The organism is Streptomyces lacaronensis (assembly GCF_047337785.1).
Taxonomy (GTDB): Bacteria; Actinomycetota; Actinomycetes; order Streptomycetales; family Streptomycetaceae; genus Streptomyces; species Streptomyces lycopersici.
Genome location: NZ_JBLHDK010000003.1, coordinates 1,089,338 through 1,109,478, shown reverse-complemented (window position 1 = coordinate 1,109,478; position 20,141 = coordinate 1,089,338). Strand labels below are relative to the sequence as shown.

Here is a 20,141-nt window from a genome sequence, read left to right as displayed (position 1 = left end):
TGGGTTCCTCTCCCGGGAGTGGTGCGTAGATGGTCGGGTTTGCCAGTGATCCGCGAACGTGTGCGGTGCGGTGATGCCTTGCCGGGCCCCGCGGTGTCGCGTCGGGCGGTCCACCGCCCTTGACTTCGGGAACGGGGGCGCCAGCGGACCGCCCGCGTCCGGCCGTTGAGTAAGGCGTGTTCGCGTCGTCTAACACCTTCGTTTAGTTCGGTTACCCCAAACAAGAGGCGGCTGTTAATTTTTCTTGCAAACTAATAACGTCTTAAAGGAGGGCTGTTCCGGGGTGATCCACGACGGCTAGGTTGAGGAAATGCGTGAAGGTGACGGTTATTCCGCCGATCAGACGCTGCTGCCCGCGGTGCCCGCCGGACTGCGCAGGGTGCTGGACCTCGTGTTGGCCGGTGAGGCGACCAACCGGGCCGAGATCGCGCGCCGCAGTGGTCTGGCCCGCTCCACCGTCGGCCAGCAGGTGGACCAACTCCTCGGCCGCGACATCCTGGAGGAGATGGAGTCCGGCGAATCGGTGCGCGGGCGGCCGCCGCGGCTGCTGACCCTCAGCCCGCACGCGGGGACCATCGCCGTCGCCGACGTGGACACCCTGGACACCAGGATCGCGATCGCCGACCTCGGCGGACGTCTGATCGCCCAGGACACGGTGATCGTGCGCATCGACACGGGGCCGGAAACGGTCCTGGAGGTGGTGTGCGACCGGCTGCACGCCCTGTTGGAGCGGTCGGGACGCGATCCGGACCGGGTGCGTCAGGTGGTGATGGGGCTGCCGGCTCCCGTGGACCGGGAGCGCGGCCGCCCGCTCAGGCCCAACGGCATGCCGGGCTGGGACGGCTACCCGGTCGCCGAACGGCTGCGCGCACGGTTCCGGGCCCCGGCCCAGGTGGACAATGACGCCAACCTCATGGCCCTCGGCGAGGCCGTTCAGGCCCGGGCCGAAACCCCGGTGCTCTGCCTCAAGATCGCCAACGGGATCGGAGCGGGGCTCATCACCACGGAGGGCCTGATCTACCGCGGCGCGGACGGCGCGGCCGGCGATGTCGGCCACATCCGGTCCCTCGGCGACGGCACCGCCCTGTGCACCTGCGGCAATGTCGGCTGTGTGCGCGCCGTCGCCTCTCACCGCGCCGTCCTGCGGACCCTGGACATCCCCGAGTCCACCGAGGAGGACCCGCTGCACGGGGTTCACGAGCTCGCGGAGCGCGTCGCGAACAACGACCCGCCCGCCGTCCGGGCCCTGCGGCAGGCGGCCACCGAGATCGGCGAACTCGCCGCCATGCTCGTCTACATGTACAACCCCCGCACCCTGGTCCTCGGCGGCCCGCTCAGCGACCTGCGCGACGACCTGCTCTCCGGGGTGCGCGCCGTGGTGTACCAGCGCGCCCTGCCGCTGGCCACCCGAAATCTGACCATCACCACGACACGGCTCGGCGCCGCCTCGGCCGTGCACGGGGCGGTGGCCCTCGCCACCGGGGACGTCTTCAGCGAGCGGGGGATAGCCCGGCTGCTCGTCGACTGAGGGCTACGGCTCGGTGCGGTACGCCTCGATGACCGCGAGACGGGTGGTGACGGCCTCCGAGGCGTTCCGCAGCGCCGCCAGCGTACGGGGGGCGTTGTGGCGTGCCGTGGCGGCGACGACCGACAGCGCGCCCAGATAGGCGCCGTCCCGTGGCCCGCGCACGGGCACGGCCACGGCGGAGTAGCCGAGCCGGTGCTCCTCGGAGTCGGTGGCGTAGTCCTGTTCCTTGATGCGGGCGAGTTCGCCCGGGAGCCGGTCGGCGGTGAGGGTGCGGGCGGTCATCCGGCGCATATGGGGGGCCAGCCGCGCCAGCGGGTACTGGTCGGGCAGCAGGGCCAGGGTGAGCTTTCCCGGGGCCGTGCTGTGCAGCTGGAGCAGCCGTCCGCCGATCGAGGCACCGGCCCGGTTGCGGTGGCGGCCGGCGTTGTCGATGCACAGCAGGTCGGTGCCGTTCGGCACGGACAGGCTCACGGGGCTGTCGAGGGCCTGCGCGAGGTTCTCCATCACCGGCCGCGCGGCGTGGCGCAGGGTGCGCTGCCGGGGCGCGCGCAGGCCGATCGCGTACAGCAGCAGGCCGAGCCGGTAGTGGGAGCCGTCCCGCTCCAGCAGCTCGCTGGCGACGAGGTCCTGGCACAGCCGGTGCACCGTGGCCTTGGCGACCCCGGTGCGCGCCGTCAGCTCCGTGAGGCTGAGGGAGAGGTCGCCGTCGCCGAAGGCCGACAGGATCAGCCCGACCTTGCCGAGGACGGATTTGGGGGACCGCCCGTCCGGCTCGGCTTCCTCGTCGTTGCCACGAGGCACCGCCGCAGTCGTCACGACATGCCCTCCTCGCCTGCCGGTGTGCCTCGATCAAGGCCGCCATATGTGCTGAGGATGGCCAATATAGATATCTTTTTGCCTGGTAGGAATGGTGGGAGGGGTTGGAATTCGGCGGGGGTCAACCCGATCTCGCGGCCGGCGATCCGCTCACCGGCCCGCCACCAGGGCCGTGTCGACCCCCAGCGGGCCGACCGACCCGGCGCCACCGGGGGTGCCCAGCGGGGCGTCCCGGCCGGGCAGGGCCTCCTCGAAGAACCGCCGGTTGTCGGCGCGGTGCTCGGGGTCGGCCTTCCGGTCCACGGTGATCGCCTGCTCCGGGCAGGCGATCTCGCAGGCGCCGCAGTCGATGCACTCCACCGGGTTGATGTACAGCTTGCGCTCGCCCTCGTAGATGCAGTCGACCGGGCACTCCTCCATGCAGGACCGGTCCATGATGTCCACGCAGGACGCGCCGATGACGTAGGCCATATCAGTTCTCCTTCTCGCTGGAATGCCCGGGGAACAGCGCCGCCTCCGGGTCGATGACCGTGGCGGCGTTGTTGACGGCGGTGGCGGCCTCTCCGAAGCCGACGGAGATCAGGCGCACCTTGCCCGGGTAGTCGGTGATGTCGCCGGCCGCGAAGACACGGGGGAGGTTGGTGGCCATGCGGGTGTCCACGGCGATCCGGCGCGCCTGTAGGGTCAGGCCCCACTCCCGCAGCGGGCCGAGGTCCGCGATGAAGCCGAGCGCCGCCACCACGGTCTGTGCCGGGAGGCGCGTGGTCTCCTTGGTGGTCCGGTGGCGGATCTCGACCTCCTCCAGGTGTGCGGCGCCGTACAGGCCGCTGACCTCGGAGTCGGTCAGCATGTCGATGCCGAGCGCCTGGACCTTCTCCACCGACGCGCGGTGGGCGCGGAACCGGGCGGTGCGGTGCACCAGGCGGACCGAGCGCGCCACGGGGGCCAGCAGGGCCGCCCAGTCGAAGGCGCTGTCGCCACCGCCGACGACCACCACGTCATGACCGGCGTGGGCGGCCGGGTCGGGCACGAAGTACACCTGACCGCGGCCCAGGAAGTCCTCCCCGGCGGGGAGCGGGCGGGGGGTGAAGGTCCCCACGCCTCCGGTGATCACGACGGCCCCGGCCCGTACCTCCGTCCCCCGGTCGCTGCGGACCACGGGCAGGCCGTCACCGTCGTAGTCCAGCGCCACCGCGCGGTGGCCGAGGAGGTAGCGGGCGCCGTGTGCCTCGGCCTGCGCCACCAGGCTGTCCACCAGGTCGCGGCCGCGCACCGAGGCGAATCCGGCGATGTCGAAGATGGGCTTCTCCGGATACATCGCGCTGATCTGGCCGCCCCGCTGGGGCAGCACGTCCATCACGGCCACGCGCAAGCCCCGGAAGCCCGCGCAGTACGCGCCGTACAGGCCCGACGGTCCGGCGCCGATGATCAGGATGTCCGTCTCGACCACCGCCGCGTCCTCCGCGGCGACCGGCTCATCGTTGAGAACACTCATGGTCGAGGAGCGTAGGCAGGCCGCGATCGCGGTCCAATGGAATCGGTCCGCCTGCCGGGACAGTGCCGCAGAACCCGCTCGGGCACCGCACTCCGGATACGCGCAAGCGCCACCGGATACGCGGAAGCGCCACCGGATACGCGGAAGCGGCCCCGGACACACCGAAGCGGTGGGACCCAAGGCCTCCCGCAGCCCTGAGTGCCACCGCTCCCGCGCCCGGACGCGCCGGGCCGTCACCCGGCGCGCGTCACCTCCACCGTCCCCGTGACACACTCCGAGCCGTCGGCCTTGAGGATGCGCGCGTCGAGCCGGATCCGCGCGCCCTCGACTGACGACACCGTCGCGGCCCAGGTCAGCCGCTCACCGGCCACCGCCGTGGCGACGTTGCGCCACGCCACCGACTCCAGCCGGGCGCCCGGCCCGGCCCACTCCAGGGCGTGCCGGGTGAGCATTTCGCCGTGCAGCGTGGACTGCACGACCGCGTCCGGGAACCCCTCCGTGGCCGCGTACGCGGCGTCGTAATGGATCCGGTGGGCGTTCCACGACACGGCGCTGAAGCGGAACAGCTGCACACTGGTGTGGGCGTACCGGCGCGGTGGACACTCCGCCCCGACAGCGGGCGCCGTCATCGGTCACCTCCGGTGGCGTCGAGCACCACGATCGTCTCGTCCACGGCCGTCAGCTCGCTCCCGTCCGGGGACAGGAACCGGGTGCGGACGCCCAGCAGGACGAACTCGCCCGACCGCCCGCGCTTGTGCCGCGCGGAGACGACCGCACGGGCCGCCGTGATCCGCGTCCCGGCCACCGGGGGCCGGACCAGGCGCACCGACTGGCCGCCGTGCACCTGGCGCACCGGGAGGCCCTCGGTGCACGGCGACTCCCGCAGTGCCAGGCCATCCGGCCGCAGTTCGTCCTCCGGGGGGCCGTCCTCCCAGCTCATGGTGGCCGCGAGGAACAGGTCGGGTGCCTCGACGGGCCGGCCGTCCGCCTCCAGGGCGCGGGCCCGGCGGATGTACCCGCCGTCGTTGAGGGCGGCCGCGTAACGGCAGAAGTCCTTGACCGTCGGGGTGCCGCAGTCCTCGTCCCGCCACCGGTCGATCAGCTCCCGCGCCCGTGCCAGCACCTCTTCCAGGGCGGGGGAGGACACGACGGGGGCCGTCACAGCGCCGACCTCAGCGAGCGGCTGATGCCGAGACCCGCCGTACGCAACGCGCTGGAGTGGGCGATCGCGTCCACACGGTAGGTCGGCGCCGTGATCGACAGGGCCCCGGCGAGGGTGTTCTCCCGCCCGAAGACCGGCACCGCCATGCTCATGTAGCCGAGCCGCACCTCCTCCGCCTCCGTGGCGATGCCCTGCTCGCGGACGCGGTCCAGCTGGCCGCGCAGCCGGCCCGGCGAGGTGATGGTGTGCCGGGTGAACGGCTTGAGACCGTTCCTGACCACCTCGCCGAACAGGGTGCCGGGGGAGTGGGCGAGGATCGCCTTGCCGGTGGCCGTGCAGTACAGCGGAAGCCGCCCCGCCACCCGGGACTCCTCGCTCAGCCCCCGGTGGGGCAGGATCTTCTCCAGGTACACCACGTCCAGTCCGTCGTGGATGGCGAAGTGGATGGTCTCCCGCGTGGCCAGCAGCAGATCCTCCATGTACGGCTGCGCCACCTCCCGCAGGATCCGCTGCCGGTGCACCCGCTGCCCGATCTCGAACAGCCGTAGCCCCAGCCGGTAGTTGCAGCCCGCCCGCTCCAGCAGCCCCCATGCGACCAGTTCCTGGGACAGCCGGTGGACGGTCGCCTTCGCCACGCCCGAACGGCGCACCACATCGGCGAGCGACAGCGAGTCGTCGTCGGGCGTGAACGCCTCCAGGATGGACCGGACCTTGCCGAGGACGGAGTTCATCGAGTCGGGACAGGCTCTGGTGGCGTGGTCGACGGGGACGACGGTCATGGCAGGCACCTCACGATCAGGTGGTGGAGGACGCGGCGAGGAACTCCAGGCTGAGCGGGTTGTACAGATCCGCCTTCTCGTGCTGCGGCCAGTGGCCGCACTCGTTGAAGATCTCCAGACGGGCGCCGGGGATCGCGGTGGCGATGGCCTCGGCCTCCGGTACGTCCCCGAACGGGTTCTTGTTTCCCCAGACCACCAGCGTCGGCGCCTTGATCCGGGCCATGCGGTCGGGCCGCAGCAGATTGCGCTCGCGGGTGTCCGTCTCCTGGAGCGCCAGCAGATTGTGCAGGTTCCGCTGGAAGTCGGGGTGGTGGTAGATCTCGTAGCGGATCCGGGTCAGCTCCTCGCCCAGCTCCTCGTCCCAGTCGGCCCACAGCAGCCGCAGCCGGTCCCGGGTGAAGGAGATGTCGTCCTCCAGGGAGGCGCTGCGGGTGGACTTCTTCAGCCGCTCCATCACCGCCGGATTGACCTTGGTGCCGCCCATGCACAGCAGCTGGAGGGAGGCGACCCGGTCCGGGTGTTCGCTCGCGGCCCACGACGCCACCCAGCCGCCCAGCGACTCGCCGACCAGATGGGCGCGCTCGGCGCCGACCGCGTCCAGATAGGCCATCAGGTGCTCGACATACGCCGGGATCTCGCCCGGGCGGTCGGGCTTGCCCGTGTAGCCGTGACCCAGCATGTCGATGGAGTGGCAGCGGTAGCGCTCGGCGTGCGCCGGGATGTTCCGTACGAACGCCTCCAAGTGGCCGGTGGTGCCGTGCAGGAACACCACGTGCTCGCCGTCCTCCGGCCCGGCCTGCAGCGCGCGGGTGGTGATGTCGCCGGTCTTCACATAGGCGTGCCGGTAGTCGATGCCCGACAGCTCGGTCCAGATGCTCATGACTGCCTTTCGCTGTTCTGTGTCTGCGCGGGGTCGAGCACGGCGACCCCCATGCCGGTGAGCCACTCGGGCATCGGCTCGTAGGCCAGACGCCGTCCCGGGGCGTGGTCGAGCAGCGCGGCCATCAGCAGCCAGGTGCGCAGCTCCTGTGCGCCGTTGCCGGCCACCTTCTCCAGTTCCGCGGTGGTGTACTCGGTGAGGCGGTGGGCCTGTCCGCGTTCCAGCCAGGACAGGAACTCCTCGTCGAACTCCGGGTTGAGCGCCGCCTCGGCGGCCCGGATGATCTCGCGCCGCCGGGCGTCGTAGTCCTGCCAGTTCTCCCGGCCGTTGAGCCAGGCGCCGACCATGAACTCCTCGTCCTCGCCGTGCGGGTCGCGCCAGTCCGGCCAGGGCAGCCGGTGGGACAGCCCGCCGGAGCCGATGACCGCCACCCGGCGGTCGCCGGGGAACGCCAGGACCGCCTCCCGGATCGCCCGGCCCAGCCGCTCGCAGCGGTCGAGGGTGGGCAGCGGGGGCGCGAAGACGTTCACCACGAGCGGTACGAGGTCGACGTCGAGGCCGTCGAGGAGATACTGCACGGCGTGCGACTGGCCGTGGTCGATCTGCAGCCGGGCGGAGAACGCCACATCGAAACCGGACCGCTCCACCAGCGCGCCGGCCAGGTACAGGGCCAGCTCCCGGTCCACCGGCTGTGGGCCCTTCGGGGTGCCGGACTCGCCGCTGGCGAGACACTCGTCCACCCCGAGGGTGAAGCTGGGGATCAGATCGAGCCAGAATCCCCGGAAGTGGTTGGAGCCGATGAGGACCACCGTGTCGGGGCGGGCCGCGGCCAGCGCGTCGCGCGCCTCGCCGAGCGCGTCCCGGAACCGCTCGGCGCGGTCCTTGTGGTACGTCTCCTCCCAGTGGGTGTTCATCAGCGTGCTGTGCGACGCTCCGACCCCCAGCACGATCTCCGTCATGCCACAGCTCCTTCCTCCGCCTCGGCCACCTCGGCGCGGGTCCGGGTGACGGTGTCCACGGCCGTGCGGATCAGATGGCGCGTGAGCTTCTCCATGGCCCGGAGCGACACCGTGTTCATGCCGCGGGCGAAGTCGATCTCGAAGGGCGCCTCCGCCACCTTGGGCATGCCGATGCGCACCGTGGGGATGCCGCGGCCGCGCAGGATGTTGGCGTCGGTGGCGCCGCTGTTCCCGGCGATCACCTCGTGCCCGCGCCCCTCCAGGGCCTCCCAGGCCGCCGTGGCGCTGCGGTGGATCCACGACCCGCGCGGGGTGCGGGTGCCGGGGATGGCCAGCACCATCTCCGCCCGGACGTCGAGACCGGGCGAGGCGGCCCGCAGGGCGGCCAGCGCGTCCATGAACTCCCGCTTGGCCCGCATCGGTGTGATGTCCGGGCTGATCCGCAGGTCCACCATCAAGGTGCACACGGCGGGGGTGACCGCCGCCATGCGCGGCCAGCCGCCACGGATCGAGGAGACGATGCCCTGCGGCGCCACCGTGCCCGAGGTGTGCCGCTCGGCGTACTCCTCGAACCACTTCTCCAGATACGCGGCCACCTCCCCGGCGCGGGCGATGGCGTTGTCGTACGGGAGCCGGTGGCGGGAGCCCGCGTAGGTGTGGGTGCCGCCGACCGTCACCTCGAACCAGACCAGTCCGACCTCGTCCCACGAGACGGTCCAGCCGGGCTTGGCGATGACCGCGTAGTCGGTCCACACGCCCTGCTCCAGCAGGAACGAACACCCGGCGCCCTGGCCGGTGTTGTGGCGCGTCCCCACGGGCCGGGCGTTGGTGGGCATCCCGCCCGCGCCGAAGGCCGCCACCAGGTCACCGGTGAGCGGGACACCGGCCCGGGAGATCGCCTCGACGGCCATCATCACGCACGCCGCGTGCCCCTTGGGGTTGGAGGCGCCGAGCCCGGTGACCAGGTCGTCGTGGACGGTGGCCGCGGGCCGCATGTCCTCGCGCAGCTCCGGGCCGATCCACGGCACGTCCTCGCTCTCCTCGCCCACGGTCAGGGTGTCGATGGGGGCGTAGAGCATGAGGTCGGGGCCGGTGCCGTCACCGGTCAGCCGCCCCCAGGCGTTGGCCTGCCGATCGTCGAGGGGCTGGGCGGCCGCATGGCAGCCGGCGGCGCGCAGAGTGCCCGCGATATGGGTGGCCAGCGGGCCCTCGTCGCCGGTGGGGCTGGGGATGTCCACCAGGCCCGTGATCAGTTCGCGGAGCCGGTCGGCGCTGATGTGGCGGGCGGCGTCGAGCGCCCAGGAGCGCCGCCGCTCGTCCAGGCCCGCCAGGCCGTCGGCGCTCACTGGTTGATCCTGTGGACCTGGGTCATCGTGGTCCGCGCGACGCGCTTCGTGGCCAGCGGGATCCCGACGGCGATCGCCGCGCCCAGCAACAGGGTGAACAGGGTACGGAACATGTCATGCCTTCTCTTCGGATGCGGATGCGCCGCCGACCGCGGCCAGCTTCTTGCCGTACTCCTCCTCGCTGAGGTTCCGCCAGGCGGTGAGCGAGACATCGGGCCGGTAGAGCTTCTCCGGCGGCGCGTCGGTGACATCGACCATCCACGCGTCCTGGCCGGAGAACTGACCGTGGAACAGCCAGCGGATGGCCCCCAGGTACTTGGCGTAGAAGCGCAGGGTGTCCCAGCCCTCGGTGAAGTTGACCATCACCCCGACGTAGCGGTGGTTGTCCTCGTCCACCGGGACGTAGAACTCGTAGTGGATGAACTTGGGGTAGGCGATGCGCAGCACGCCCGGCATCGACAGGGACGCGAAGCCGGGGAACTCCTGGGCCTCGATCGTCGGGTCGACACTGTCGGCCTTGCCGGTGTTGCCGATGTTGAAGGTCTCCTTCGGCGGCTGCATCTTCCACCAGCGCTTGTTGGTCCAGCGGCCCACGCCCGGGTACTCGGCCTCCCAGTGGACCTCGTCCTGGACCCGGAAGATCCACCGGCCGCGCGGCACGATCCGGGTGATGTTCCACGTCGGCATGGGCTTGAACAGCCGCCACAGGGCCGTGCGGTGCAGATACTTGGCGTGGCCCTCGTCGAAGCCGTTCTCGCAGGCGAACCGCCAGTTGCCACCGCGCGGCTCGATCCGTCCGCCCATCACGAACGCGTTGCCGACCAGCTCCTCCGGAAGCTGGGAGTCGATCGGATGCGGCTCCTCGTCGGCGATCGGGATGTACACCCACACCATGCCGAGGCGCTCCTCGACCGGATAGGTGCGCACGCCCAGCTTCCCGGTCAGCCGGCATCCGGGGCCGTCGGTGATGACCGCGGACAGCCGCCCGGTGGGCAGGTCGAAGGTCCAGCCGTGGTACGGGCAGCTGACCGTGCCCGGAAACTGCTGATTGCCCTCCGACAGCGGCACACCGCGATGCGGGCACCGGTTGTGCAGGGCGTACGCGGTGCCGCCGTCGCGGATCAGAGCGATCCGCTCGCCGCAGATGGTGAACGGCAGCGGCTTGCCGGTGATCTGGCTGGACCAGGTGACCGGGTACCAGTAGCCGCGGAAACCCGCTGCCGCACCGTCGTAGTGGGGCCAGGACGACCAGTCCTGGCGGCCGGGCTCGGCCGGTTTTCCGCGGCGGCTCCGGACGGGGGTGGCCGTGTCGGGAGAGTCCTCGACCGTCATCGTGCGTGTCCTCCTGCTGCCGGTGTTCGGTGGACCCGAGCATCCGGCCCGGCGCGGATCCGCCCAAGGGATCCGGTCCGCTGAGCAGACCGCCTCTTCCCGGCGGGCGACCGGACATCGGCGGACGTCCGGACGGCGGGCCTCCGGACGGCGTCGGCGTGGGTGCGTCCCGCTGAGCGGACCCCGCCCGGTGCGCGGACCGTGGGGCGCGGTCTAGCGTGCGCCGCGTCCGCCCCCTCACCGAACCGGGCCGTGAGCCCGTGGATACGGAGCGAAAACGTGAGCCACCCGACGTCACAGTCCCTGGTGCTGGAGGAGTTCGGCACCCTGCCGCGGCTCGTCGAACGGCCGGTGCCCGAGCCACGCCCCGGCCATACCCTGGTGCGGATGAAGGCGGCCGCCGTCGGCCACCTCGATCTGAATGTCGTCGACGGCAGGTTCGGCATCCTCCCCGACCTGCCGTCGGTGCCCGGGACCGAAGGCAGCGGCATCGTCGTCGCCTCCGGCACCCACCCCGAGGGGAGCCTCGTCCGCCTGCGCGGCAAGGCACTCGGACTGCGCCGCGACGGCACCTGGGGCTGCCACGCGCTGGTCCCGGACGCCGCCGTGGAGGCCGTGCCCGACGGTACGGACCCCGCCGTGGCCTGTAGTTTCTTCTCCCCTGCGGGCACGGCGTGGGCCTCGGTGCACACCGTGGCGGGCGTCCGGCCAGGGGAGCGGGTCCTGGTGACCGGGGCGGCCGGTGCGGTCGGAGCGCTCACCGTGCAGGTCGCGGCCCGGGCCGGGGCCGAGGTGATCGGGGTGGTGGGCCGCCCCGCCAAACTGCCGCACGTCCCGGCCCCCGCCAAGGCGCTGCTCGCCGCCGACCTGTCCGCCGACGCGATCGGCGGCCCGGTGGACGTCGTCGTCGACACCGTGGGCGGGCCGGTCCTGCGCGACTCCCTGCCGCTGGTGCGCCCCCGTGGCCGGGTTGCCCTCGTCGGCTACACCGCGGGCCGTGAGTTCACCGTGGACCTGGCCGACTTCCTCCTCGCCGATGTGTCGCTGCTGCCGGTGAACCTGATGACCCGCGGGCAGGAGGTGGCCGCCGACACCCAGCGGCTGCTCGGCGACCTCACCTCCGGCGAGCTGACCCTGCCCGTCGAGCGCCATCGCATCGACGGCCTGGCGGAGGCCGTGGCACGTCTGCGGTCCGGGGAGGCGGTGGGCAAGGTCGTCCTCGACCTCGGCTGAACGGTCCCGCGCCCGGGCGGGGCCGTTGAGCTTGATCCTTAACCTCGGGCCCGATTCGTGTGGTCACTCTTTGGAGTGATTGCAGGGTATGAGGGCGGCCTTCCTCATGATCCTGAACTCTGCGATGAGATGCGGGAGTTCACAAGGAAGGCCGTAATGATGAGTGTGCTGGTGCCAGCCGGCGGGCGGGATGCGTTCGCGGAACTGTCACGCTTTCGGACGGTCTTCTACGGGTGTCTGTCCAGGCGGGCGGACGCATTCTTCGAACTGGCCGACGCGCTGCTGTGCGCGGACGGCCCGACGCGGACACCGGTCGAGCTCTCCCTGCTCGCCGAGCACCGCCGGGGCTACGGCTCGCTGTACGGTGCGTTGAACCACGGCCGCCTGGACGTGGACCGGCTGCGGGATCTCCTGGCGTCAGTGCCACTGCCGCGTTTCGGCGGGCGGATCGTGCTCGCCGTGGATGTCTCCCCGTGGCTGCGCTCGGACGCCGCGTGCTCGCCGGAGCGGCTGTTCTGCCACGTCCATGGCCGTTCCAAGGCGGACGCGCAGATCATTCCGGGCTGGCCGTACTCCTTCGTCGCCGCGCTGACACCGGACCGCACCTCGTGGACCGCGGTGCTGGACGCGGTCCGCCTCGGGCCCGCCGACGACGCGGCGGCCGTCACGGCCGACCAGCTCCGGCAGGTGGCCGAGCGGCTGATCGCGGCCGGGCAGTGGCGACCCGGAGACCGGGACATGCTGATCGTGATGGACGCCGGCTACGACGTGATGCGCCTGGCCTGGCTGCTGCGGGACCTGCCCCTCGAACTGGTGGGGCGCCTGCGTTCGGACCGTGCCCTGCGGCTTCCGGCCCCACCCCGCGTCTACCGGCCCAAGGGTGGTCGGCCGCCCAAGCACGGCAAGGAGTTCAGTCTCGCGAGGCCGCAGACCTGGACAGAGCCGTCGGTGGTGACGGTCAACGACACGCCTCGCTACGGCAAGGCAGAGGCCCGTGCATGGGACCGGCTCCACCCGGAACTCCAGCAGCGTTCCGCCTGGATCGACCACGACGGCGAACTCCCCATCATCGAGGGCACGTTGATCCGCCTCAAGGTGGATCATTTGCCCGGCGACCGCGACGCGCCACCGGTCTGGCTGTGGTCCTCGGCCACCGGCGTCGACCCGGCCGATGTCGACTTCGTCTGGTCCTGCTACCTGCGAAGATTCGACTTGGAACACACGTTTCGCCTATTCAAACAGTCCCTGGGCTGGACCCGGCCGCGGCTACGTGAACCGCAGGCGGCAGACCACTGGACCTGGCTGGTGATCACTGCGCACACGCAGCTCCGCCTCGCCGCCCCGCTCGCCATCGACCAGCGCAAGCCCTGGGAGAAGACCACCCGCCCCGGCGTCGCTCTCACCCCGACCCGCGTCCGACGCGGGTTCCGACACCTCCGACCCAACTTGCCATGCCCGGCCCGCGTGCCCAAACGCAGCCATCCCGGCCCCGGACGCCCGCCCGGCTCCAAGAACCGGCACCCCGCCATCCGTCGTGACGTGGGCAAAACCGTCAAACGCCCGAGCACCCTCTACGAACGAGACCAAGCCAGACGTTAAGGATCAAGCTCACCCCATCAGGACCACGGCCCGGCCCCGGCAGCACACCACATCGCCCCGCCCACCGTGCTCGACCAGATCCAGGGTGACCCGCCCCGACACCGGATCGACGGCGCCGACCGTGCCGCTCACCACGAGCCGCTCACCGGCCAGGGCCGGCGCCCGGTTCTGCCATTCGACCTCCAGGACCTGTCCGCCAGGACCCGCGAACGACAGGGCGGCGCGGTGCATCAGACAGCCGTGCAACTGCGCCATGACGACCGGGCCGTCCAGCCCCTCGGACCGCGCGAACCCGGTGTCGTAGTGAATGCGATGGGCGTTGCGGGTGACCGCCCCGAACCGCAGCAGCGTGACGGCGTCCGGGGTGAACTCCACCGGCGGTACGGGCTGTCCTGTGCGTACCCTCATCGGACGATGAACCTCTCCCGCACCCGGGCGAGCGTGCCCCGCTCGGCCGTGTACGTCTTCTCGACGGTCAGCAGCAGGAACGGGGCACCGCTGCCCTTGCGTGCGACATCCGTGAGGACACGGCGGACCGCGATCCGGTCGCCCGCCCGCACCTCGCTGGTGAACCGGACCTCCTGGCCGCCCGCCATGAGCCGTACGTCCAGGCCGTCGGTGCCCGGGACCTCGTCGCGGTACATACCGTCCGGCCGGAACTCGCCCTGGCCGGCGCCGCCCGCCCCCCGCAGCAGACTCACCACGTACAGGGGGTGGACGGTGAATCCGGGGTGGCCGGGGTCGGTCAGTCGCGGGCTCGTCTCCCCGGCCGCGCGCGCGAACTCCGCCGCGTCCTCGGCCCGTACGACCCCCAGATCCCGGTGCTCCGGGCGGCCGACCACCGCCCTGGCCCGTTCCTCGGCCACTTCCCACGCGGACATGTGCCGCCTTTCTGCTTCCTGCGGACGCGAATCATCGGGGACACGAATCATCGGGGACTCGATGAGCCGGGAGGCTAGCCACCGCCCGGAGGCCCTCACCACGGGACCGGCCCGCTCAGCGGACCGGTCCGCTTGGGCGGAGATCACCGGACGCACACCATCGGGACATGGACCTCATGACCATCCAGAAGCCGCCGGAGGGCGCCCACGCGGAAGCGGACGGCGTCACGTACCACTACCTCGAACTGGGCACGACGGGCAGGCCGACGGTCTTCCTCCACGGCGGCGGCCCCGGGTGCACGGGCTGGTCCGACTTCGGGCAGGTGGCACCGCTGTTCGCCGAGGACCGCCACTGCTACCTCGTGGACATCCTCCAGTACGGGAAGTCCGCCAAGCCCGTCATCGAAGGCCCGATGTGGGACTACCACGCCGCCAAGACGGTCGCCCTGCTCGACACCCTGGGCATCGAGCGCGCCGACTTCGTGTGCAACTCATGGGGCGGAACCATCGCGCTGAACCTGGCCGCGAAGTACCCCGAGCGGACCCGGTCGCTGACCATCACCGGCAGCATGCCCGTCTTCCACGGCCCGCTGGCCCCGCTGCCGGAGGGCGGGCGGCGTGGCCGCAACGCCCGCGATGTGTACTACGGCGGCACCGGCCCCTCCTGGGAGAAGATGCGGGAGCTGATCGCCCGCCTGGAGTGGTACGACCCCGCCGCGATCCCCGACGACACCGTCACCCTGCGCTATGAGCAGAGCCTGGACCCGGAGGAGACCGCCCTCGCCGGAGCCTCCGACAACCCGCGCGGCGACTGGCAGGACCTCACCGCCGAGCTCGGTGCCATCCAGGCCCCCACTCTCTTCGTCTGGGGCATGTACGACGCCTTCCTCACCCCCGACTATCCGCTGATGCTCGCCCGCATGGTTCCCAGGGGCAATCTGCACGTCATGCACCACGCCTCCCACCACCCCCAGGAGGAGCGGCCGCACGCCTACTACGCCGCGGTCACCGGCTTCCTGAACCAGCAGCACGACTGAGCATCCCGCGGAGGACAAGTGAGCAACCCGGCCGTACGCGTCGTCGAACTATCCAGCCCCTTCACCCGGTTCGCGGGCCGGCTCCTGGTCGGCCTCGGACACGAGGTCGTCCTGGTCGAGCCCGAGGAGGGTGATCCGACACGGCGCGAACGAGACGGCGACGCCTTCGTCCACTGGCACGCCGGCAAGCGGTCCGTCACCCCCGCGTCCCCGGAGGAGCTGCGGCGCCTGGTGGCGGGGGCCGATGTCCTCCTCGACGGGACACCGGACGGCGCGCCGGAGGCCGTCACGGGACTCGGCCACCTCGTCCACGTCCGCGTCACCCCCTTCGGGACCGTTGGCCCCCGAAGCCACTGGCAGGGGACCGATCTGGTGGTCGCCGCGCTCGGCGGCATGCTCGCGCAGGTCGGCGACCCGGACGGCCCGCCCCTGCGCCTTCCGGAGAACCAGGCGGAGCAGCTCGCCGGGGTGCACGCCGCGATCGCCGCGCTGCTCGGACTGCGGGCCAGGCGCACGGGGCCGGGCCAGCTCGCCGACGTGTCCGCCCAGGCGTGCGTGGCCGCCGCACTGGAGGCGGGCGCCCTCGCCTATCTGCACGAGGACCGGGTGCCCGCGCGCCCCGGCCGGGTGCATCCGCTGGTGCCGCACGGGCTGTTCCGGGCCGCCGACGGCCACCTCGGCGGTGGCCTCGGCGGCAGCCCCCGCATGTGGGACGCGCTGCTCGCCTGGCTGCGCGAGGAGGGCGCCGAGGCCGACCTCGCCGAGCCGCGCTGGCAGGACCCGGTGGAGCGCAAGAAGCACCAGGAGCATGTCTTCGCGGTGGTGCAGGAGTTCGCGGCCCGGTGGCCGAAGGCCGAGTTCGCCGAGCTCGCCCAGGCCAGGAAGCTGCCCTGGGCGGCGGTCGACCTGCCGCATGAGCTGCCCGGAAACCCGCAGCTCGCCGCCCGTGACTTCTTCCTCCGCGCCGGGGACCGCACCGACCTGGGGTTCCCCTTCGCGTTCCCCGAAGGCCACCGGGTCAAGGAGCTCGACGTCCCGGAACGGGGTGCGGACCAGCGGCTGCTGCACGAGCACCGCCCGGCCCCGAAGGTGGCCGCGGCGTCCGCGGAACCCCCGCGGCCCGCCCTGCACGGCGTCCGCGTCCTGGATCTGACCTGGGTACTGGCCGGGCCGTACTGCACCAAGGTGCTCGCCGACCACGGCGCCGATGTCATCAAGGTCGAGTCCCTGGGCCGTCCCGACCCCACCCGGTTCGCGCCCTTCATGCACCTCTCGCGCGGCCCGCACACCGACCCGAACACCAACGGCTACTTCAACGAGGTCAACCGCAACAAGCGCAGCCTGGCCCTCGACACCCGCACCGAGGACGGCATCGCCGTACTGCGCGACCTCATCGCCTCCTGCGACGTCCTGGTGGAGAACTTCAGCGCCACCGTGATGACCAAACTCGGCCTGGGCTACGACACCCTCCGCGAGATCAACCCCGGGCTGGTGTACATCAGCATGTCCGGCATGGGGCACACCGGCCCGCGCAGCGGCTGGGTGTCGTACGCGGACACCGTGTCCGCCAGCTCGGGGCTCACCGGCCTGACCGGGTGGGGCCCGGACGACGTGGTAGGGGTGATCTACGGCCACGGCGACATCGTCGCGGGGCTCCAGGCCGCGCTCGCCACCGTCGCCGCCCTGGAGCACCGGGAGGAGACCGGGCGCGGACAGCACATCGACCTGTCCCAGCTCGAGGCGATCGCCTCCCATATGGGCACCAGCCTGCTCCACCCCATCGAGCCCGCCGGGAACACCGATCCGCGGTGGAGCCCGCAGGGCGTGTACCGCTGCCTCGGCGCCGACAGCTGGCTGGCCGTCAGCGTCCGCGACGACACCGAATGGGCCGCGCTGTGCACGGAGATCGGCCGCCCCGACCTCGCCGCCGACGACCGCACCCGTACGGCGGAGAGGCGCGCACACCACACCGAACTGGTCGACGGCGCCGTCGCCACCTGGGCCAGGACCCTGCCGGCCGACGCCGCCGCCGAACTCCTCCAGGAGCACGGCATACCCGCGGGCCCGGTGCGGGACGGCCGCGACCTCGTGGAACACGATCCGCAGCTGCGGGCCAGGGGCTTCTACATCCGCGCGGAACACCCGGTGGCGGGGGCCTTCCTGCACGAGGGGCCGCCCATCCGGCTCACCCGCACACCCGGTGGCATCGTCAAGGCGGCGCCCGTGCTCGGCGCCGACACCGACGATGTGCTGCGCGAGGTCGCGGGCCTGTCACCGGAGCGGATCCACGCACTGCGCGAGCGCGAGGTGCTGCGGTGACCACCCTGACGATTCCCGGGCTGCTCCAGACCGCGGCCCGGACCCACGGGGACCGCCCCTTCCTGCGGATCGGGACCACGGTCCGCACCTACCGCGAGACGCGGGAGGCCGCCGCCACCATGGCGGGGGCCCTCGCGGTCCAGGGCTGCCGCCCGGGTGAGCGCATCGCGGCGATGACGGGCAACCGGATCGAACTCGTGGACCTGTTCCTCGGCGCCGCCTGGCTCGGCGCCGAGCTGGTCCCCCTGAACACGGGGCTGCGCGGCGGCGGGCTGCGACACGCCCTGGACCAGGCCCGCGCCACCCATCTGCTCGCGGAGGACGAGACGGCCGAGCGCGTGCGGACGGCCGGTTACCGGGGGACGCTGTGGCGCGCGGGTGCGGAGGGCACACCCCGGCCGGGCGGCGGCCCGGCCTTCCCGGCGGCCCCCGTCCGCCCGGAGGACACCGCGTGTGTCCTGTTCACCTCCGGGACCACCGGCACCTCTCGCGGGGTGCGCTGCCCCCACGCCCAGTTCGTCTGGTGGGGGCGCAACGTCTCCGACGCCTTGCGCCTCACCGCGGACGACGTGCTTCACACCTGCCTCCCGCTGTTCCACACCAACGCCCTGAACGCGCTGGCGCAGGCGATGACCGTGGGGGCGTCGATCACCCTCGCCTCCCGCTTCTCGGCCTCCCGCTACTGGACCGAGGCGGCCGAAGCCGGGGCGACCGTGGTCTATCTGCTGGGCGCCATGGTGCCGATGCTGCTGGCCCAGCCGCCGGGCCCGCACGACCGGGCGCACCGGGCCGTCCGCGGCCTCTCCCCGGCGACACCGGCCCACGCCTGGGGGCCGTTCCGCGAGCGGTTCGGCGTCACGCTGCTCGACGGATTCGGCTCCACCGAGACCAACCTGGTCATCGGCACGACCCCCGAGGAGCAGCGGCCCGGCTACATGGGCACCCTGCGCGAGGGTTTCGACGCCCGCGTCGTGGACGAACTGCTCTCGCCCGTCCCCGACGGCACCCCGGGTGAGCTGGTCGTGCGCAGCCACCGGCCGTACGCCTTCGCCACCGGCTACCTGGGCGAGTTGGCGGAGCCGGTGGACGCGTGGCGGCACACGGGGGACCGGGTGGTCCGCGAACCCGACGGCTGGTTCCGGTTCGTGGACCGCATCAAGGACGTGATCCGCCGCCGGGGGGAGAACATCTCCTCGTGCGAGGTCGAGACGGTCGTCCGTGGCCATCCCGAGGTGGCCGACGCTGCCGTCTTCCCCGTGCCGTCCGAGTTGGCGGAGGACGAGGTGATGGTCGCCGTGGTGCCCCGCGCGGGCGGCACGCTCGACCTGGCCGATGTGATCCGCCACTGCGAACGCGAGCTGCCACCGTTCGCCATCCCCCGCTATGTGGACATCCTGGGCGAACTGCCGCTCACCGAGACCGGCAAGGTGCGCAAGGCGGCGCTGCGGAAGCGGGGCGTCACCGAGACCACGTGGGACCGGGTCACCGCCGATGCCGGTCCACCCACGCGGTGACGACATCGGCGAACTCCCCGGGCAGCTGCTCGGGCGCCGGTACATGGCCGCCGGACAGGACCGCGGTCTCGCAGCCGAGCGCCGCCGCGAACTTGTCCAGCGCGGGCAGCGAATAGTGGTCCTCCGGCGCGCACACGGCCAGTACCGGGGCGGTGATGTGCGCCAGCCGCTCCTCCATCCGGTACCGGTACACCGCCTCGTGCCCCTCCTCCACCCGATCCAGTACGGTCAGGGCGTCGATCACATAGCGGTGCAGCGCGGCCTCCTCGCCCGCCCGGTAGAAGGCGCGGCGCCGGTTCCACACCTCCACCAGATGTGAGCCGTCCGGCTCGGGGTCGACGTGGTCGACAGGCGGGCGCGCGGGAGCCGCCGCGCGCTTGGCCTCGTCCACGAACGCCGTGGCCGAGAGCAGCAGACTGCTGACGCGGTCGCCCAGCCGGGCGGCCACCTCCACGGCCACCACACCGCCCGTGTGATGGCCCACCAAGTGGAACGCGTCCAGCCCGAGCGCGTCGGCCAGCGCCTCCACCCCGTCGGCGAACCGCTCGATCGAATGCGGCCCCTCGGGCTTGGCCGAGGCGCCGAACCCCACGGTGTCCATGGCGATCGCCCGGTGCGCCCGGCCCACCAGGGGCAGCACATCGGCGTACTCGGTCCAGGAACGTGGCGTCTGATGCAGCAGCAGCACCGGCTCGCCGGACCCGCATTCCGCGTAATGCAACTGCCCGAAGGGGCTGGGCGCATAGCCCCGCCGCACCGTGTCCGCCATCGCTGTGCCCCGCCTTCCGGTTGACGTGAACCGCCCGTCCACTCTCGTCGCCACCGAGCGGGCGGGGCCAGGAGGACGGTCCGCTGTCCGGACCCCAGGCGGCCACGGCGTCCGGCGGGCCGCCTACCTCGGTGAGGCGGCGAGCCGTACGGCCGGCCCCGTGAACACCGTGCCGCTGAAGACGTTGAGCCCCCGCGCCACCCGGCGGCTGCGGCTCAGCAGCCCGGCGCCAGAACGCACGCCGGTGCCCCGGGCCGAGGTGTCCGCTCTCCTCGCCCGGCAGCGAGCGGTCACGGAACGCCTTGACGGCCAGGTACAGCAGATACGACACCCCCACCGAGCGCAGTACGTGGCAGCGCGGCGAACAGGGCCGACAGCCCCATCGCCGCGGCCACCGCGCGCACGAACATCGCGCGGGCCATGGTTCGGGGCGGAGGCGGAGGTGGCGAGCGAATTTCGGGACGTGGGACGGTGGCGGCGCCCCGGAAGGGG

At 72.2% G+C, this 20,141-nt stretch carries 20 protein-coding genes; 6 read left to right on the top strand and 14 right to left on the bottom strand.

Translation table 11 applies throughout. The features are described from left to right. Window positions 1-310 precede the first annotated feature (310 nt). Entirely contained in the window at window positions 311-1,528 is a 1,218-nt protein-coding gene (locus tag ACMTAK_RS05765; protein WP_413805147.1) for an ROK family transcriptional regulator, read from the top strand. Window positions 1,529-1,531: 3 nt separating this feature from the next. On the opposite strand, the gene ACMTAK_RS05760 is transcribed toward ACMTAK_RS05765, so the two are convergent. The 10 genes from ACMTAK_RS05760 to ACMTAK_RS05715 all read right to left on the bottom strand — a co-directional run bounded on the left by ACMTAK_RS05760 (window position 1,532) and on the right by ACMTAK_RS05715 (window position 10,297). Further along, entirely contained in the window at window positions 1,532-2,344 is an 813-nt protein-coding gene (locus ACMTAK_RS05760; protein ID WP_413805146.1) for an IclR family transcriptional regulator, read from the bottom strand. A 150-nt stretch (window positions 2,345-2,494) separates the two neighbouring features. Next, a complete protein-coding gene (locus ACMTAK_RS05755) occupies window positions 2,495-2,815 on the bottom strand; it encodes an indolepyruvate ferredoxin oxidoreductase subunit alpha (protein ID WP_413805145.1) in 321 nt (106 codons plus the stop codon). Between the two features lies 1 nt (window position 2,816). Continuing rightward, complete coding sequence (locus tag ACMTAK_RS05750) at window positions 2,817-3,839, bottom strand: NAD(P)/FAD-dependent oxidoreductase (RefSeq protein ID WP_413805144.1); 1,023 nt, start codon at window positions 3,837-3,839, stop codon at window positions 2,817-2,819. A 233-nt stretch (window positions 3,840-4,072) separates the two neighbouring features. Further along, a complete protein-coding gene (locus ACMTAK_RS05745) occupies window positions 4,073-4,468 on the bottom strand; it encodes a hotdog family protein (protein ID WP_413805143.1) in 396 nt (131 codons plus the stop codon). Then, window positions 4,465-5,001, bottom strand: a complete 537-nt coding sequence (locus ACMTAK_RS05740) for a hypothetical protein (protein WP_413805142.1) — start codon at window positions 4,999-5,001, stop codon at window positions 4,465-4,467. The genes ACMTAK_RS05745 and ACMTAK_RS05740 overlap by 4 nt, the downstream gene beginning before the upstream one ends. Further along, entirely contained in the window at window positions 4,998-5,780 is a 783-nt protein-coding gene (locus ACMTAK_RS05735) for an IclR family transcriptional regulator (protein ID WP_413805141.1), read from the bottom strand. The genes ACMTAK_RS05740 and ACMTAK_RS05735 overlap by 4 nt, the downstream gene beginning before the upstream one ends. Window positions 5,781-5,796: 16 nt before the next feature. After that, window positions 5,797-6,660 carry an alpha/beta fold hydrolase gene (locus tag ACMTAK_RS05730; RefSeq protein WP_137981651.1) on the bottom strand — a complete coding sequence of 288 codons (864 nt, stop codon included), beginning with the start codon at window positions 6,658-6,660 and terminating at the stop codon, window positions 5,797-5,799. Beyond that, window positions 6,657-7,619, bottom strand: a complete 963-nt coding sequence (locus ACMTAK_RS05725; protein ID WP_413805140.1) for a DODA-type extradiol aromatic ring-opening family dioxygenase — start codon at window positions 7,617-7,619, stop codon at window positions 6,657-6,659. Before ACMTAK_RS05725 ends, ACMTAK_RS05730 begins: the two co-directional genes overlap by 4 nt. Then, on the bottom strand, window positions 7,616-8,965 hold the full coding sequence (locus tag ACMTAK_RS05720; protein ID WP_413805139.1) for a M20 family metallopeptidase: 1,350 nt from the start codon (window positions 8,963-8,965) through the stop codon (window positions 7,616-7,618). The genes ACMTAK_RS05725 and ACMTAK_RS05720 overlap by 4 nt, the downstream gene beginning before the upstream one ends. Before the next feature lie 114 nt (window positions 8,966-9,079). Beyond that, complete coding sequence (locus ACMTAK_RS05715) at window positions 9,080-10,297, bottom strand: aromatic ring-hydroxylating oxygenase subunit alpha (protein WP_413805138.1); 1,218 nt, start codon at window positions 10,295-10,297, stop codon at window positions 9,080-9,082. A 279-nt stretch (window positions 10,298-10,576) separates the two neighbouring features. Here ACMTAK_RS05715 and ACMTAK_RS05710 point away from each other — a divergent pair, with 279 nt between their 5' ends. Further along, a complete protein-coding gene (locus tag ACMTAK_RS05710; RefSeq protein ID WP_413805137.1) occupies window positions 10,577-11,530 on the top strand; it encodes a quinone oxidoreductase family protein in 954 nt (317 codons plus the stop codon). Between the two features lie 159 nt (window positions 11,531-11,689). After that, window positions 11,690-13,129 carry an NF041680 family putative transposase gene (locus ACMTAK_RS05705; protein ID WP_413812772.1) on the top strand — a complete coding sequence of 480 codons (1,440 nt, stop codon included), beginning with the start codon at window positions 11,690-11,692 and terminating at the stop codon, window positions 13,127-13,129. Between the two features lie 9 nt (window positions 13,130-13,138). Here ACMTAK_RS05705 and ACMTAK_RS05700 read toward each other — a convergent pair whose 3' ends face one another. Together ACMTAK_RS05700 and ACMTAK_RS05695 are read right to left on the bottom strand one after the other, a co-directional pair. Continuing rightward, entirely contained in the window at window positions 13,139-13,537 is a 399-nt protein-coding gene (locus ACMTAK_RS05700) for a hotdog family protein (RefSeq protein ID WP_413805136.1), read from the bottom strand. Next, window positions 13,534-14,010: an FAS1-like dehydratase domain-containing protein gene (locus tag ACMTAK_RS05695; RefSeq protein ID WP_413805135.1), complete on the bottom strand. Its 477-nt coding sequence runs from the start codon at window positions 14,008-14,010 to the stop codon at window positions 13,534-13,536. The genes ACMTAK_RS05700 and ACMTAK_RS05695 overlap by 4 nt, the downstream gene beginning before the upstream one ends. A gap of 167 nt (window positions 14,011-14,177) precedes the next feature. Between ACMTAK_RS05695 and ACMTAK_RS05690 the strand changes: the two genes are divergently transcribed. Genes ACMTAK_RS05690 through ACMTAK_RS05680 form a run of 3 tightly spaced genes read left to right on the top strand, consistent with a single transcriptional unit; the run spans window position 14,178 to window position 18,880 of the window. Beyond that, window positions 14,178-15,047: an alpha/beta fold hydrolase gene (locus ACMTAK_RS05690; RefSeq protein ID WP_413805134.1), complete on the top strand. Its 870-nt coding sequence runs from the start codon at window positions 14,178-14,180 to the stop codon at window positions 15,045-15,047. Window positions 15,048-15,065: 18 nt separating this feature from the next. Next, window positions 15,066-17,366, top strand: a complete 2,301-nt coding sequence (locus ACMTAK_RS05685; RefSeq protein ID WP_413805133.1) for a CaiB/BaiF CoA-transferase family protein — start codon at window positions 15,066-15,068, stop codon at window positions 17,364-17,366. Further along, complete coding sequence (locus ACMTAK_RS05680) at window positions 17,363-18,880, top strand: AMP-binding protein (protein ID WP_413805132.1); 1,518 nt, start codon at window positions 17,363-17,365, stop codon at window positions 18,878-18,880. The genes ACMTAK_RS05685 and ACMTAK_RS05680 overlap by 4 nt, the downstream gene beginning before the upstream one ends. Here ACMTAK_RS05680 and ACMTAK_RS05675 read toward each other — a convergent pair. Both ACMTAK_RS05675 and ACMTAK_RS05670 read right to left on the bottom strand, forming a co-directional pair. Next, a complete protein-coding gene (locus tag ACMTAK_RS05675; RefSeq protein ID WP_413805131.1) occupies window positions 18,849-19,649 on the bottom strand; it encodes an alpha/beta fold hydrolase in 801 nt (266 codons plus the stop codon). The two genes, ACMTAK_RS05680 and ACMTAK_RS05675, sit on opposite strands and share 32 nt — an antisense overlap. Before the next feature lie 123 nt (window positions 19,650-19,772). Further along, a complete protein-coding gene (locus tag ACMTAK_RS05670) occupies window positions 19,773-19,943 on the bottom strand; it encodes a hypothetical protein (protein ID WP_413805130.1) in 171 nt (56 codons plus the stop codon). Window positions 19,944-20,141 lie beyond the last annotated feature (198 nt).